The sequence below is a fragment of the Nonomuraea sp. LP-02 genome, assembly GCF_036289125.1.
Classification (GTDB): Bacteria; Actinomycetota; Actinomycetes; order Streptosporangiales; family Streptosporangiaceae; genus Nonomuraea; species Nonomuraea bangladeshensis.
Window position 1 is genome coordinate 395,379 of the sequence record NZ_JAXCLK010000001.1, and the last position, 14,584, is coordinate 409,962.

The following is a 14,584-nucleotide window of genomic DNA, read 5'->3' on the forward strand; positions in this document are numbered from 1 at the left end:
GGATGAGTGAGGGGCCGGACGGTGAGCGGGTGCGATCAGTGAGGGAGGGGGCGTGGTGAGCAGCAGGTGGGATGAGTTGACGTCGGCGGCGCTCGTGGGCACCGACCGGCGGCCGTACCACGGCGTGCTGCTGGAGGACGCGGCCGTCGAGGTGGCGCGGCTGCGGGCGGGGCGGCGGCTCGGCCCGCTCGCGCCTCCGGAGCCCGCGCCCGGCGAGGACCGCCCGGCCGTCGGACGGCGGGCCGCCGAGCGCTTGGCCCGCATCCTGGGCGGCGAGCACGAGCGGCTGCTGCCCGAGTGGCTGGCCGCGGCGGCGGCGACCGAGCGCCGCGTCCCCCCGCGCATGCTGCCCGACCTGCTCGACCGCGGCCGCCGCGACGGCTCCATCCGGGCGCACCTCGGCGTGCTGGCCGGCCGGCGTGGCAGGTGGCTGGCCGCGCTCAACCCGGCGTGGGCATACCTGCTGGCCGAGCCCACGGGCGAGACCTGGGAGCTCGGCGGCCCCGCCGACCGCCGCGCTCACCTGCGGGCGCTGCGCGCGGCGGACCCCGGCGAGGCCAGGCTGCTGCTGGAGAGCACGTGGGAGCGCGAGACCCCGGACGACCGGGCCGAGTTCGTCGCGCTGCTGGCCGACGGGCTGAGCATGGCCGACGAGCCGTTCCTGGAGGCCGCGCTCGACGACCGCCGCCGCGAGGTACGCCAGACCGCCGCCAACCTCCTCACCCGCCTGCCCGGCTCCCGCATGGCGCGGCGCATGGCGGAGCGGCTGCGGGCGTGCGTCACCGTCACCGGCGACCTCATCGTCATCGAGGCACCCGAGGCGTGCGACAAGGCGATGGAACGCGACGGCATCCGTCCGAAGCCCCCGCGCGGCCTCGGCGAGCGCGCCTGGTGGCTCCAGCAGCTCATCTCCCGCGCCCCCCTCGCGGCATGGGGCCACCCGCCGGAGCGGCTGCTGGCCATGCGCGTTCCCGACTGGGACGCCGAGGTCAGGACCGCCTGGGTACGCGCCGCCGTGCTCCAGCGCGACCCCGAGTGGGCGCGGGCGATGTTCGGCTGGGACCCGATCGCCGACCTGCTGGTGTCGCTGCCGCCGCAGGAGCAGCAGGACCTGGCGGCCGGTTTCGTCCGCGGCCACGAACCCGACAGCCAGCTCATCATGGTGCTCGGCGGCGTGTCGTCCCCGTGGAAGGAGGAGCTGGCCACGGCCGTCCTCCACAAGATCGTCAAGGTGGCGGCGACGCAGCCGTGGAACCTCGGCGAGCTGGTCAAGCTGGCCGGCGAGCACATCGACCCCGCGCTGTTCCCGCTGGCCGAGAGCTATTCGCCGGTCGAGCCGATCCAGCAGGTCGCGGCCCTGCTGCGGTTCCGCGCCGACCTGCACAAGGAGTTGTTGCCCGAGATGTCCGACAGCGCCCCGGTCATGAGACCGACGAAGGAGCATCCATGACCGTTCTGCGCCCGCACGCGGAAGACCAGTACGCCGAGGAGCTCGCCCTCCTCGCCAAGGACGACGACCGGCCACGACCGCCCGGCTGGCGGCTGTCGCCGTGGGCGGTCACCACGTACGTGCTGGGCGACGGCGACCGCGTCACCCCCAAGTACATCGGCCCCCGCCGCATCGTCGAGGTCGCCGTCGCCACGCTCGCCACCGACCGCGCGCTGCTGCTGCTCGGCGTGCCCGGCACCGCCAAGACCTGGCTGTCGGAGCACCTCGCCGCCGCCGTCAGCGGCGACTCCACGCTGCTCGTGCAGGGCACGGCCGGCACCGCCGAGGAGTCCGTACGCTACGGCTGGAACTACGCCCGCCTCCTGGCCGAGGGCCCTTCGCTCGACGCGCTCACCCCGTCGCCCGTCATGCGGGCCATGGCCGAGGGGCGCATCGCCAGGGTCGAGGAGCTGACCCGCATGCCGTCCGACGTACAGGACGCGCTGATCACCGTGCTCTCGGAGAAGACGCTGCCGATCCCCGAGCTCAACCGCGAGGTGCAGGCCGAACGCGGCTTCAACGTCATCGCCACCGCCAACGACCGCGACCGCGGCGTCAACGAGCTGTCCAGCGCGCTGCGCCGCCGCTTCAACACCGTCGTGCTGCCGGTGCCGGCGACCGCCGAGGAGGAGGTCGACATCGTCGCCCGGCGCGTCACCCAGCTCGGGCGCTCGCTGGAGCTGCCGGAGACGGCCACGGGGCTGGAGGAGATCCGGCGGGTGGTGACGGTCTTCCGCGAGCTGCGCATGGGCGTCACCGAGGACGGGCGCACCAAGCTCAAGTCGCCGAGCGGCACGCTGTCCACGGCCGAGGCCATCTCGGTGCTGACCAGCGGCATCGCGCTCGCCGCCCACTTCGGCGACGGCGTCCTGCGCCCGGCCGACGTCGCCGCGGGCATCGTCGGGGCCGTGGTGCAGGAGCCGGTGTCCGACCGGGTGGTGTGGCGCGAATACCTGGAGACCGTGGTCCGCGAGCGCTCCGACTGGCGCGACTTCTACCGAGCCTGCCGCGAGGCCACATGACGACGTCCGGAGTCCTCGCGGTGGGGGAGGCGCGCGTGACGGTGCTCGGCGTGCGCCACCACGGGCCGGGCTCGGCCAGGGCGGTCCGCGCCGAGCTCGAACGCCTGCGTCCCGACGCGATCCTCATCGAGGGGCCGCCCGAGGCCGACGCGCTCGTCCAGCTCGCGCCCGGCCTCGACCCGCCCGTCGCGCTGCTGGCGCACGTGCCGGGGGCGCCGTCCCGTGCGGCGTTCTGGCCGTTCGCCGGGTTCTCGCCGGAGTGGCAGGCGATCCTGTACGGGGTGTCGGCCGGCGTGCCGGTGCGCTTCTGCGACCTGCCCGCCGCGCACACCCTGGCCGAGGACCCGCGGGGCGGCGAGGACGAGCCGCCCGGCGCGCGACCGGCCGACCCCATCGGCACGCTGGCCGCCGCGGCCGGCTACGACGACCCGGAACGCTGGTGGGAGGACGTCGTCGAGCACCGGTCCGGTCCCGCCGCTGACACACCTGCGCACGGGTCGGAACACGGGCTTGCGCCCGCGCCCGAACAGGCGCCGGCACATGGGCCGGAGCCGGCGTCGGCACTTGGGTCGGCGCCCTGGTTCGAGGTGATCGCCGAAGCCATGGCCGCCGTACGCGAGGGCCACGTGCCCGACGAGCGGGAGGCCAGGCGCGAGGCCTACATGCGCCGGACCGTCCGCGCCGCGCTCAAACAGGGCCACACCCGCGTCGCGGTCGTCTGCGGCGCCTGGCACGTGCCCGCGCTCGCCGGCCCGCAGCCGTCCGCCTCGGCCGACAACGCGCTGCTGCGCGGTCTGCCCAGGGTGAAGGTGGAGCTGACCTGGGTGCCGTGGACGTACGGCCGGCTCGCCTCCTGGAGCGGCTACGGCGCGGGCGTCACCTCGCCGGGCTGGTACCACCACCTGTTCACCGTGCCCGACCACCCGGTGGAGCGGTGGCTGGCCGAGGCGGCCGGGGTGCTGCGCGACGAAGGGCTCGCGGTGTCGTCCGCGCACGTCATCGAGTCCGTACGGCTCGCCGAGAGCCTGGCCGCGCTCCGTGGCCGGCCCCTGGCCGGGCTGAGCGAGGTCACCGAGGCGGCGCGGGCGGTCCTCTGCGAGGGCGACGACCTCGCGGTGGAGCTGATCCAGCGGCGGCTGGTCGTCGGCGACCGGCTCGGCCACGTACCGGACGGCGTGCCGATGGTGCCGCTCCAGCGCGACCTGCGCGACCAGCAGCGGCGGCTGAGGCTGCGGCCCGAGGCGCTCGACCGCGAGCTCGACCTCGACCTGCGCAAGCCCCTCGACCTCGAACGCAGCCACCTGCTGCACCGGCTGCGGCTGCTGGAGGTGGGCTGGGGCACGCCGGGGCAGGCGCGCGGCAAGGGCACCTTCCGCGAGACGTGGACCCTGCGGTGGCGGCCGGAGCACGACCTCGCGCTCATCGAGCACGCCGCGCTCGGCACCACCGTCGCCGCGGCGGCGACGCGGCGGGCCGCCGACCGCGCCGGAGGCGGCTCGGCGGCGCTGGCGGAGCTGACGGCGCTGGTCGAGCAGTGCCTGCTGGCCGACCTGCCGGAGGCGCTGCCCGCTGTGCTGGCGGCGCTGTCGGCGCGGGCCGCCCTGGACACCGACGTCACGCACCTCATGGCGGCGCTGCCCGCGATGGTCCGCGCCCACCGGTACGGCGACGTACGCGGCACCCCGGCCGAGGGGCTGGCGGTGATCGTCCGCTCGATGCTGGACCGGATCCGGATCGGGCTGCCGGTCGCGGTGACCGGCCTGGACGACGACGCCGCAGCCGACCTGCTCAAACACATCGACGCCGTCCACGCCGCCGTCGCCCTCCTCACCGAACACATGGACCAGGCGGACCAGGGGGAACACGCCGAACACGCGAAGCCCGCCGAGTGGCCCGAGGGTGCGCAGAGTGAGGCCGGGCGGGCGGAGGGCGTTCAGCGGGCGGCCGGGCGGGCGGAGGGCGGGCGGGAGCGGGAACGTTGGCTGGCGACGTTGCGAGGGCTCAGTGACCGGCAGGATCTGCACGGCCTCATCGAGGGCCGGCTCACCCGGATCCTCCTCGACTGCGGTGAGCTCGACGACGCCGGCGACCGCATGTCCCGGGCCATGTCGCGCGGGCAGGCGCCGGCGCGGGCGGCGTCCTGGGTGGAGGGCTTCCTGAGCGGGGGCGGCCTGCTGCTGGTGCACGACCCGCGGCTGCTCTCCCTGGTGGACGGCTGGCTCGCCGGGCTGTCCGGCGACCAGTTCACCGACGTGCTGCCGCTGCTGCGCCGTACGTTCGGTGCGTTCGCCGCCCCGGAGCGCCGTTCGATCGGCGAGCGCCTGCGCTCGGCGGGACGCGGACAGGGCGGGGACGACGCCCACGACCTGGACGACCGCCGCGCGGCCGGCGCCGTCGCCACCGTCCTGTCGATCATCGGCCGTACACCCGCCCGCACGACCAAGGGGGAACGTTGAACGACGAGCGGATGCGGCGCTGGCGGCTGGTGCTGGGAGGCGGGGACGCCGACGGGGTCGGGTTCGGGCTGCAGGGGAACGACGCCCACATGGACGCCGCCCTCGCCGCCGTCTACGACCACGGCGAGGGCGGCGGCATCGGGACCGGCGGCGGCAGGGAGGGCGGGCTTGGGGCGTCGGCCCCGCGCGTGGCGCGCTGGCTCGGCGACATCCGGACGTACTTCCCCGCCACGGTCGTCCAGGTGATGCAGAAGGACGCGATCGAGCGGCTCAACCTCACCAGGCTCCTCCTGGAGCCCGAGATGCTGGAGGCCGTGGAGCCCGACGTGCACCTGGTCGGCACCCTGCTCGCGCTCAACAAGGTGATGCCCGACCAGGCCAGGGAGTCGGCGCGGGCGGTGGTCCGCACGGTGGTGGCGGAGCTGGAGCGCCGGCTGGCGCAGCGGACGCGGGCGGCGGTGGCGGGCGCGCTCGACCGCTCGGCGCGCACGCACCGCCCGAAGCGGGCGGCCGACATCGACTGGGACCGTACGATCCGGGCGAACCTCAAGCACTACCTGCCCGACCGCAACACGGTGGTCCCGTCCCGGCTGGTCGGCTACGCCCGGCGCAGGCGGGCGGTGCAGCGGGAGGTCGTGCTGTGCGTGGACCAGAGCGGGTCGATGGCGGCGTCGGTGGTGTACGCGAGCGTGTTCGGTGCGGTGCTGGCCTCGATGAGGTCGTTGCGGACGTCACTCGTGGTGTTCGACACGGCGGTGGTGGACCTCACGGACCAGTTGCACGACCCGGTGGAGCTGCTGTTCGGCACCCAGCTCGGCGGCGGCACCGACATCAACCGGGCCATCGCCTACTGCCAGGGCCTCATTACCCGTCCGGCCGACTCGATCTTCGTCCTGGTCAGCGACCTGTACGAGGGCGGCGTACGGCAGGAGATGCTGCGCCGGGTCGCGGCGATGACGGAGGCCGGCGTCCAGGTGATCGTGCTGCTGGCGCTGTCCGACGAGGGGGCGCCCTTCTACGACCACGAGAACGCCGCCGCGCTGGCCGCGATGGGGGTGCCGGCGTTCGCCTGCACCCCCGACGCCTTCCCCGCCCTGATGGCGGCGGCGATCGAGCGCCGCGACATCGGCCGGTGGGCGGAGCACACCTTCGGAGCCTGATCCCGCCGCCCTGCCGTCCGCCCTGCCGTCCGCCCTGCCGTCCCCATGGCCGGCGGGGCTCAGTGGGCGGGTTCCTGGTCGGGACGGGCGTGCCGCGGCATCAGGAACGACAGCGCGAACGTCAGCACCAGCAGCCCGACCTCGACCCACACCGTGATCTCCATCGAGTCGCCGAACCCCCACTGGTCGGCGAGCAGGTTGAAGAACAGCGTCCCCAGCACGGCGCTGCCGAGCGCGCCGCCGAGCTGCTGCACGGCGGTCAGCGTCCCGGACGCCGAGCCGGACTCGTGCGGCTCGACGCCGGCGAGCACGATGTCGAAGAACGGCGCCATGGTGAGCCCCATGCCGATGCCGACGAGGCCGAGGCCGGGGGCGAGTTGCCAGACGGTGACGTCGAGCCCGGCGAAGTGGATGGTGAGCGCGAGCACGGCCGCGCCCGCCGCCATCACGGTCGCGCCGATCTGCAGCAGCCCGCGCCCGAGCTTCTCCTGCAGCCCGGACATCGCCAGGCCGAAGCCGACCACGCCGCCGATGGCCTGCGGCAGCCCGGCGAGGCCCGCCTTGAGCGGCGTGAAGCCGAGCCCCATCTGGGTGTAGAGGGCGAAGACCAGGCCGAAGCCCATCATGCCGGTGAAGAAGGCGAGCCCGGCGACGAGCCCGCCGGTGAAGGCACGCTTGCGGAACAGGCCGGGGACGACCAGCGGGTCCCTGCCGGAGGCGGCGCGGCGGGACTCGTACCGGGCGAACACGGCGAAGACCACGATCGAGGCGGCCATGGACGCGAACGTCCACCAGGGCCAGCCCTGCTCGCGCCCCTGGATGAGCGGGTAGATGAGCAGCAGCGCGGCGAGCGAGACCAGCCCGACGCCGCCGAGGTCGAGCCGGGTGGCGTTGGACAGGCGGAATTCGGGCAGGAAGCGGATCCCGGCGAGCGCGGCGGCCAGGCCGAGCGGCAGGTTGATCAGGAAGATCATGCGCCAGCCGGTGCCGAAGAAGTCGGCGTCGACGAGCCAGCCGGCCAGCACCGGGCCGCCGACCGACGAGATGGTCATGACCGGCCCGAACATGCCGAACGCCTTGCCCATCTCGTGCGGCGGGAACATCTCCTTGATCAGGCCCAGCCCTTGGGGCAGCATCACGGCGCCGAACAGGCCCTGCAGCACGCGTGCGGCGATCAGCATCTCCGGGCTGACGGCGATGCCGCACAGCAGCGAGGCCGCGGTGAAGCCGAAGGCGCCGATGAGGAACATGCGCTTGCGGCCGTAGAGGTCGCCGAGCCGGCCGCCGGTGATGAGGCCGACGGCCATGGCGAGCGTGTAGCCGGCGCCGAGCCACTGCACGAGGCTGTCGCTCCCGCCCAGATCGCGCTGGATGGTGGGGGCGGCGATGGTGGTGACCAGGGCGTCGAGCAGGTCCATGACCTCGGCGGCGAGGATCACGAAGAGCGCGACCCATCGCCACCGGTAGCCCTGGGCCTCGCCTGTCTCCTGGGAGGCGGTGACGGTCATCTTGATAACTCCTGACGGATAAAACGGTGTTCTAGCGAACGAACGGTGTTCGTCACGAACACCGTTTTAGAGGCGAACACCGTTCGTGTCAAGTACAGTGTTCGGTATGGACCGGACGAGGACGACCGACGGCGTGCCCGTGCCTCCCTGGCGCAAGTCACGCCGGCAGCCGCAGCCCAAGCGCCAGCTCAGCCAGGACCTCATCGTCGAGGCCGGGCTGCGGATCCTGGACGACGAGGGGTTCGACGCGCTCAGCATGCGACGCGTCGCCCAGGAGCTCGACACCGGCCCGGCGTCCCTGTACGCGCACGTCGCGAACAAGGAGGAGCTGCTGGAGCTGATCTACGACCGGGTGCTCGGCGAGATCCGGCTGCCCGAACGCGACTCGGCCCACTGGAAGGAGCAACTGCGCGCGTACTGCCTGGAGGTGCACCGCGTCCTCGGCCACCACTCCGACGTGGCCCGCGCGGCGCTGGCGAGCATCCCCACCGGCCCCAACTCCCTGCGCGCGGGCGAGTTCGTCTACGGGCTGCTCATCGAGGCCGGCATGCACCCGAGGGAGGCGTCGCTGGTCATGGACCGCCTCTCGCTCTACCTCATCGGCGACGCCTACGAGGGCTCCCTGCACCGGGCCAGGATGCGCGCCGCCGGGCTGACCGACCCGCAGGAGTACTTCGAGCGGTTCTCCGGCCAGATCGCCACCTACTACCGCGCACTGCCCGCCTCCACCTTCCCGCACCTGCACCAGCACATCGACGAGCTGGTCGCCGACGACGGCGAGAACCGCTTCATGTACGGACTGGAGCTGATGCTCGACGGCCTCGAGAACCGCATGCCCGGCGCCTGATCCAGCCCCGGCCCGGAGCCTGATCTAGGACCAAGTGCCGAGAGGCGCCTAGGCCCAGCGGCCGATGCGCTGAGCTGTGCCTTCGCCCTAGCGTGACCGGCATGACGACGATCGTTGAGGAGAAGCCGGCCCCGACCGGCGTGGTGTCGGCGCCGTACCGGGCGCTGAGTTTCGGGCTCGTGGCCATCGTGACCCTGCTGGCGTTCGAGGCGATGGCGGTGGCCACGGCCATGCCGGTGGTGGCCCGCGAACTGGACGGCATGCGCCTGTACAACCTGGCCTTCAGCGCCACTCTGGCGGCCAGTGTGATCGCGACCGTGCTGGGCGGGCGGTGGAGCGACCGGCGCGGGCCGCTCGAACCGATCGCGGCCGGAGTGGTGACGTTCGTGGCCGGGCTGCTGCTGGCGGGGTTCGCGCCGACCATGGAGGTGTTCGTGGCCGGGCGGTTCGTGCAGGGGCTCGGCGCCGGGGCCACCCAGGTCGCCCTGTACGTGCTGGTCGCCCGCGTCTACCCCGCCGCGCTGCACCCGAAGGTGTTCGCGCTGTTCTCGGCCGCGTGGGTGGTGCCGTCGATGGTGGGGCCGGCGATCGCCGGGTTCGTGGTGCAGAACGCCGACTGGCGGTGGATCTTCCTCGGCGTCTCGCTCATCGTCGTCCCGTCGGCGCTGCTGCTCTGGCGCGGCACCACCGGTCGCGACCTCGGCACCGGCTCGGGAGAGGCCGCACCGGCTCCCGCGCTCGGCCGCAAGCTGGTCTGGGCCGCGGTGACGGCGGTGGCCGCCGCGCTCATCCAGTACGGCAGCGCCCTGGAGCTGGCCGGCCTGCCCCTGCTCGCGGCGGGCGTCGTCCTGCTGGCCGTGGCCCTGCCCAGGCTGCTGCCGACCGGCTCGCTGCGGGCCGCGCCCGGCCTGCCGAGCGCGCCGGTGCTGCGCGGACTGGCGTTCGGCTCGCTCACCGCCGCCCAGGTGCTGATCCCCCTCATGCTGATCAACGAGCGCGGGCTCAGCGCCACCGCAGCCGGCATCGTCCTCACGGTCGGCGCGCTCGGCTGGTCCACCGGCTCCTGGCTGAAGGGCCGCGGCCGGATCAGCAACCTGCTCGCCGTCCGCGGCGGAGCAGCCCTGCTCGCCACCGGCCTCGCGCTGGTCACGCTCGTCCTGGTGGACACGGTGCCGCTGGCGCTCGCGCACGTCGCCATGGCGATCGCCGGGCTCGGCATCGGCATGCTGCACCCGACGGTGTCGGTGCTGGTGCTGGAGATGTCCGCGCCGGGGGAGGAGGGCCAGAACAGCGCGGCCGTGGGCGTCGGCGAGTCGGTCTTCACCGTGGTGGCCGTCGCGGCCAGCGGCGCGATCTTCACCGCCTCCGGCGGCAGCTACGCGGCCGGTCTGCTCACCGCCGTGGCGCTGGCCGTGCTGGCGTTCGCGCTGGCCCCCCGTTTGGTCCGGTCCCGCGCAGCAGGCACTATGGAAGTGACCGAGCCCTGAGTGGGCCATAAGAGGGGGGTACATGCCGCGAGTCCGTGAGCTCGAGGTCTTCCGGCTCGTCCTGCCGTACGGCAGGAGGTCGGAGACCCTGCTCGTGAAGCTCACCGACCACGGCGGCATGACCGGGTGGGGCGAAGCGCTCTCCCCTCAGCCCAAGACCTGGTCGAAGCTGGAAGAGACACTGGCCGCGCTGATCATCGGCGTCGACTGGGAGCACCCCGACGCCGTCCCGAGCGGCGACCCGGCGGTCGACATGGCCTGCTGGGACCTGTGGACGAGGATGCGCGGCGTGCCGCTCGCCGAGGCGATCGGCGGCACCCGCACCTCCCTCATGGCCACCGTCCGCCTTTCGCCGGACCCGTCCACGGAGAGCCTGGTCAGCCGGGTCAACCAGCAGGTCTGCGCCGGCTACGGGCACGTCACGCTCGACGTGCGCCCCGGCTGGGACGTCGAGCCGGTACGCGCCGTCCGGGCCGCCTACCCCGCGCTGACCCTCGCCGTCGACTGCGGCAACGCCTACACCGAGCACGGCCAGCTCGTCGCCCTCGACTCCTACGGCCTGGAGGTCATCGAGCGGCCGTTCGCGACCGGCGACGTCTACGCCCACGCCGCGCTCCAGGACCAGGTGACGGCCTCCGTGGCCGTCGAGGTCGCCTCCACCGCCGAGCTCGACGACTTCCTCACCGTACGGGCCGCGCGGGTGCTGCTGCTGCGGCCCACGGCGTTCCCCTCCCTGAGCGAGGCCCGCCGCGCCCACGACCGGGCGGCGGCGGCCGGCTGGGACATCCAGTGCGCGGGCGGCCAGGGGATGGGGCTGGCCAGGGCGGCCACCGTCGCCGTCGCCAGCCTGCCCGGCTGCACGCTGCCGTGCGACGTCACCCAGCCGCCCCGCCAGAACCAGCTCGTCACCCCGATCGTGGGGGCGAACGCGGGCGTCATCGCCGTCCCGCTGACGCAGTCCGGGCTCGGCCACGACATCGACGAGAGCCGCCTGCGCCGGATGGCGAAGGAGACCTTCCACGCCTGAGGCCGGTGTTCGCCGAACGCGTACCGGCCAGGCCGCCCGGCGGTCGCGCGGACATGGTGGAGTTGGCCGGAGAGCCGGGCGCGGCGGGACGTCCGGGCTGCTGCCGGAGGTGGGCTGATGGCGAGGGACACCGACGAGGACGCGATCCGGCTGGCCGGAGAGTCGCTGGCGGCCGGCGATCCGCTGGGCTGGTTCGAACGCCTCTACGCCGAGTCGGCGTCCGGCGAGGCGATCGTGCCCTGGGACTCGCGCGCCCCGCACCCCCTGCTCACCGAGTGGGCCGAAGCCCACGCCGCCGGAAAGGGGCGGGCGCTCGTCGTGGGGGCGGGGCTCGGCGACGACGCCGAACACCTCGCCGGGCTCGGCTACGACACCGTCGCCTTCGACGTGAGCGAGTCGGCGGTGCGGCTGGCACGCGAGCGGTTCCCCGCGAGCCGGGTGCGCTACGAGGTGGCCGACCTGCTGCACCCGCCGGAGGAGTGGCGGCGGGCGTACGATCTGGTGGTGGAGATCATGACCGTACAGGCGCTGCCGGAGCCGCTGCACGCCGCCGCCACCGAGGCGGTCGCCGGGTTCGTCGGCCACGGCGGCACACTGCTGGTGGTCGCCACTGGACGGGAGGAGGGCGGGCCGGTGTTCGCGCCGCCGTGGCCGCTGACGCCGTCCGAGATCGCCGCGTTCGCGACGGACGGCCTGGAGCGGGGCACGGTCGAGGACCTGCGCGACGGCGGGCGCCACCGCTGGCGGGCCACCTTCCACCGCTCGCTCACGCCATGAACGGGCCGAGCGCTTCTCTGCCCGAGAAGGCGCTGCACCTCAGCAACGGCGACGCCACCGACGTGCCGGGCACCGGCCTCGCCCGGCGCGTGGTCTACTGGCGCGACGTCCTGCACGAGGGCCCGGTGCCGGAGGTCGCGCCGGCCGAGCTGCGCCGCGTCCGTGCCGGCTACCTCACGGCCCACCAGCGCGCCGAGCGCGAGGCGACGCTGCGCGCCTTCGCCGAGCGCGACCAGGCCCTGGAGGACAACCGCGACGGCGAGTACGTCCTGTGGTTCGAGGCCGACCTGTACGACCAGCTCCAGATCGTCGAGATCCTCGCCCGCCTGGCCGCCCTGGGCGTCCCCGCCGGGCGGGTGACGCTGATCTGCATCGGCGAATACCCCGGGATCGCCCGGTTCGGCGGCCTCGGCCAGCTCACCGCCGAGCAGTTGCGCGAGCTGCCCGGCACGGGAGCGTGCGCCCGGCTGACCCCGGCGGCGCTGGAGCTGGCCACCCGCGCGTGGGCGGCCTTCCGCGCGCCGACGCCCGAGGGCCTGGCCGGCATCGCCGCCGCCCGGCTGGGGGAGCTGCGCTTCCTGGGCGAGGCGTTCGACCGGCTCGGCCGCGAATACCCCTCCACCCGGGACGGGCTGTCGCTGTCCGAGCGGCGGGTGCTGGCCGCCGTCGCCGCCGGCGCGCCCGACGCGGGCACGGCCTTCGTACGGGCCGCGGCCCGCGAGACGCGGCCGTTCATGGGCGACCTCACCTGTTTCGAGCGGATGGAGCGGCTGGCGCGCGGCCCTCACCCCCTGCTCGACCTCGATCCGGCCGGCGGCCCGGTGACGCCGGCGACGCGACTGCGCCTGACGGAGACCGGCGCGCGGGTGCTCGCCGGCCAGGCCGACCAGGTCACGCTCAACGGCGTCGACCGGTGGATCGGCGGCGTGCACCTGCACGGCCACCAGGTGCCGTGGCGCTGGAACGAGGCCACAGAAACCGTCACCCCGGCCTGACGTGTCACTTCCTCATTGCTGCTCCTGCTTCGGTCGGGCAATTGCCGACATTCTGCAACCTGGGTTGCCTATAGTTCTGCAACCTAAGTAGCCTAAGCTGTGTGATGAGGAAGCGGGATCTAGAACGCCGCATGCGCAAGCTCGCAAAGGAATACGGCGTGCCTGTGCACTCCACTGAAGGCGGCAGCCACACGAAGTGGCATGTCGGTTCAGAGGCGATGCCCGTCCCTCGCCATGCGGAGGTCAACGAGCGGACGGCGAAAGGAATCTTGGAGAACTGAGAGAGCATCCTCGTCGAGGCCGCGAAGGAGCAGGAGGGTCAGTGAGCGAACGCGACACGTACACCATCACCGCCGGCAGGAGCGGCCCCTGGTGGGCGTTGACCGTCTGCGGGCCCGGCCTCAAGCGCGACTACCACACTCAGGTGAAACGCCTGGAGCACGCCGAGGAGATGGCCCGCGATCTCGTGGCCACGATGCTCGACGTCGATGTCTCCGAGGTTGACGCCGATTTCGAGCTGACGGTGGCCGACGAGGACGTGGCCACCGAACTGGAGGCCACATTGCTGGCCCGCCTCGCCGCCAGGGTGGCCAAGCAGCAGGCCGCGGAGGTGACGCAGACGACCGTGGCCGACCTGGCAAGAAGAGGCTATGTCCACCGCGACATCGGTTACCTCCTGGGCATCTCCCATCAGGCCGTCGGGAAGCTGCTGCAGGAGGCGGAGAAGGAGGCAACCGCACCCCGCCCTGCGGACGCTTCCAGCAGAATGGAACTGCTGAGGTCGCTTCTCCCCGATGTGGCCGAGGGCGATCCGACGCCTGCCAGGTTGGGCAAGCTCAGGGCATTGCGGGAACAGCTGCGCGATGGCGCCGGCGCCGCGGCGGAGCCGGCCAGACGGCTATGAGCCGTACGCGTTGGCGCTGATGACGAGGTCGGCGCCGAGGAGCTGATGCAGGAGCCGGCGCGCCATCGTCTCGGCCATGACCCCAGCAAACTGCGGTACGCGCGTATCAGGTGGGGCGGTGGCCGGACTTGGCGAGCTGGATCAGTTCGTACACCTGGGAGCGGAGCTCGGCGAAGCGGGGGAGAGAGCGGGTGGTGAGCTGGTCGCGTTCGGCCGGCAGGTCGATCGGGACGTCCTCCAGCACGACCGTCGGCGAGTTGGACAGCACGATGACGCGCTGCCCGAGATAGACCGACTCGTCGATGTCGTGGGTGACGAACAGCACCGTGACCCCGAGACGCCGCCACAGCGAGCGGACGAGGTCCTCCAGGTCAGCGCGGGTCTGGGCGTCCACGGCGGCGAACGGCTCGTCCATCAGCAGCAGGTGCGGCTCGTACGCGACCGCCCGCGCGATGGCGACGCGCTGCTGCATGCCGCCGGAGAGCTGCCACGGGTGCGCGTCCTGGGCCTCGGCGAGACCGACGGCCTCCAGGGAGTCCTCGACGAGCCGGCGCCGGCGGTCCTTCGGGACCTTCTTCTCCTTCAGCGGCAGCTCGACGTTCTGGCGTACGGTCATCCAGGGGAAGAGGCTGCGGCCGTACTCCTGGAAGACGACCGCCATGCCGGGCGGCGGGCCGGTGACGCGCTCGCCCTCCAGCACGACCTCGCCCGCGGTCGTCTCGAGCAGCCCGGCGACGCACCGCAGCAGCGTGGTCTTGCCGGCGCCCGAGGGGCCGACGATGCAGACCAGCTCGCCGGCGGCGACCGTGAACGTCAGGTCGCGGACGGCCTCGACACTGCGGCCCCGCCCCTCGTAGACCTTCTGCAGCCCGCGGACGTCCAGCATGGCCGTCGTGGCGGAGCGGGGGCGGG

The 14,584-nt window shown here is 73.5% G+C and carries 12 protein-coding genes; 10 read left to right on the forward strand and 2 right to left on the reverse strand.

Annotation, left to right across the window (positions count from 1 at the left end; translation table 11 throughout):
• The first annotated feature begins 52 nt into the window (after positions 1-52).
• Genes SMD20_RS01890 through SMD20_RS01905 form a run of 4 tightly spaced genes read left to right on the forward strand, consistent with a single transcriptional unit; the run spans position 53 to position 6,127 of the window.
• Positions 53-1,450, forward strand: coding sequence for a DUF5691 domain-containing protein (locus tag SMD20_RS01890; protein WP_329574185.1), 1,398 nt, complete (start codon positions 53-55; stop codon positions 1,448-1,450).
• Complete coding sequence (locus tag SMD20_RS01895) at positions 1,447-2,511, forward strand: ATP-binding protein (protein ID WP_329574187.1); 1,065 nt, start codon at positions 1,447-1,449, stop codon at positions 2,509-2,511. Before SMD20_RS01890 ends, SMD20_RS01895 begins: the two co-directional genes overlap by 4 nt.
• Positions 2,508-4,967: a DUF5682 family protein gene (locus SMD20_RS01900; RefSeq protein ID WP_329574189.1), complete on the forward strand. Its 2,460-nt coding sequence runs from the start codon at positions 2,508-2,510 to the stop codon at positions 4,965-4,967. The genes SMD20_RS01895 and SMD20_RS01900 overlap by 4 nt, the downstream gene beginning before the upstream one ends.
• An 11-nt stretch (positions 4,968-4,978) precedes the next feature.
• Entirely contained in the window at positions 4,979-6,127 is a 1,149-nt protein-coding gene (locus tag SMD20_RS01905) for a VWA domain-containing protein (RefSeq protein ID WP_442942581.1), read from the forward strand.
• 59 nt (positions 6,128-6,186) lie between these two features.
• On the opposite strand, the gene SMD20_RS01910 is transcribed toward SMD20_RS01905, so the two are convergent.
• Complete coding sequence (locus SMD20_RS01910) at positions 6,187-7,635, reverse strand: MFS transporter (protein ID WP_329574193.1); 1,449 nt, start codon at positions 7,633-7,635, stop codon at positions 6,187-6,189.
• Between the two features lie 106 nt (positions 7,636-7,741).
• On the opposite strand from SMD20_RS01910, the gene SMD20_RS01915 reads away from it, so the two are divergent.
• The 6 genes from SMD20_RS01915 (at position 7,742) to SMD20_RS01940 (ending at position 13,672) form a co-directional block, all read left to right on the forward strand.
• The gene (locus SMD20_RS01915; protein ID WP_329574194.1) at positions 7,742-8,482 is read left to right on the forward strand and encodes a TetR/AcrR family transcriptional regulator; all 741 of its coding nucleotides are present in this window, start codon (positions 7,742-7,744) and stop codon (positions 8,480-8,482) included.
• Positions 8,483-8,583: 101 nt separating this feature from the next.
• The gene (locus tag SMD20_RS01920; protein WP_329574195.1) at positions 8,584-9,969 is read left to right on the forward strand and encodes an MFS transporter; all 1,386 of its coding nucleotides are present in this window, start codon (positions 8,584-8,586) and stop codon (positions 9,967-9,969) included.
• A 22-nt stretch (positions 9,970-9,991) separates the two neighbouring features.
• Positions 9,992-10,996, forward strand: a complete 1,005-nt coding sequence (locus tag SMD20_RS01925) for an enolase C-terminal domain-like protein (RefSeq protein WP_329574197.1) — start codon at positions 9,992-9,994, stop codon at positions 10,994-10,996.
• 117 nt (positions 10,997-11,113) lie between these two features.
• A complete protein-coding gene (locus SMD20_RS01930; protein WP_329574199.1) occupies positions 11,114-11,773 on the forward strand; it encodes a class I SAM-dependent methyltransferase in 660 nt (219 codons plus the stop codon).
• Positions 11,770-12,768 carry a hypothetical protein gene (locus tag SMD20_RS01935; RefSeq protein WP_329574201.1) on the forward strand — a complete coding sequence of 333 codons (999 nt, stop codon included), beginning with the start codon at positions 11,770-11,772 and terminating at the stop codon, positions 12,766-12,768. The genes SMD20_RS01930 and SMD20_RS01935 overlap by 4 nt, the downstream gene beginning before the upstream one ends.
• 322 nt (positions 12,769-13,090) lie before the next feature.
• A complete protein-coding gene (locus tag SMD20_RS01940; RefSeq protein WP_329574203.1) occupies positions 13,091-13,672 on the forward strand; it encodes a hypothetical protein in 582 nt (193 codons plus the stop codon).
• 106 nt (positions 13,673-13,778) lie between these two features.
• Here SMD20_RS01940 and SMD20_RS01945 read toward each other — a convergent pair whose 3' ends face one another.
• Positions 13,779-14,558, reverse strand: a complete 780-nt coding sequence (locus tag SMD20_RS01945; protein ID WP_329592396.1) for an ABC transporter ATP-binding protein — start codon at positions 14,556-14,558, stop codon at positions 13,779-13,781.
• Positions 14,559-14,584: the final 26 nt, after the last annotated feature.

Bases quoted from the DNA above. Each gene is read 5' to 3' on its own strand.
- SMD20_RS01895 (WP_329574187.1), top strand. From the start codon at position 1,447: ATGACCGTTCTGCGCCCGCACGCGGAAGACCAGTACGCCGAGGAGCTC.
- SMD20_RS01900 (WP_329574189.1), top strand. From the start codon at position 2,508: ATGACGACGTCCGGAGTCCTCGCGGTGGGGGAGGCGCGCGTGACGGTG.
- SMD20_RS01905 (WP_442942581.1), top strand. From the start codon at position 4,979: ATGCGGCGCTGGCGGCTGGTGCTGGGAGGCGGGGACGCCGACGGGGTC.
- SMD20_RS01910 (WP_329574193.1), bottom strand. From the start codon at position 7,635: ATGACCGTCACCGCCTCCCAGGAGACAGGCGAGGCCCAGGGCTACCGG.
- SMD20_RS01915 (WP_329574194.1), top strand. From the start codon at position 7,742: ATGGACCGGACGAGGACGACCGACGGCGTGCCCGTGCCTCCCTGGCGC.
- SMD20_RS01920 (WP_329574195.1), top strand. From the start codon at position 8,584: ATGACGACGATCGTTGAGGAGAAGCCGGCCCCGACCGGCGTGGTGTCG.
- SMD20_RS01925 (WP_329574197.1), top strand. From the start codon at position 9,992: ATGCCGCGAGTCCGTGAGCTCGAGGTCTTCCGGCTCGTCCTGCCGTAC.
- SMD20_RS01930 (WP_329574199.1), top strand. From the start codon at position 11,114: ATGGCGAGGGACACCGACGAGGACGCGATCCGGCTGGCCGGAGAGTCG.
- SMD20_RS01935 (WP_329574201.1), top strand. From the start codon at position 11,770: ATGAACGGGCCGAGCGCTTCTCTGCCCGAGAAGGCGCTGCACCTCAGC.
- SMD20_RS01945 (WP_329592396.1), bottom strand. From the start codon at position 14,558: ATGCTGGACGTCCGCGGGCTGCAGAAGGTCTACGAGGGGCGGGGCCGC.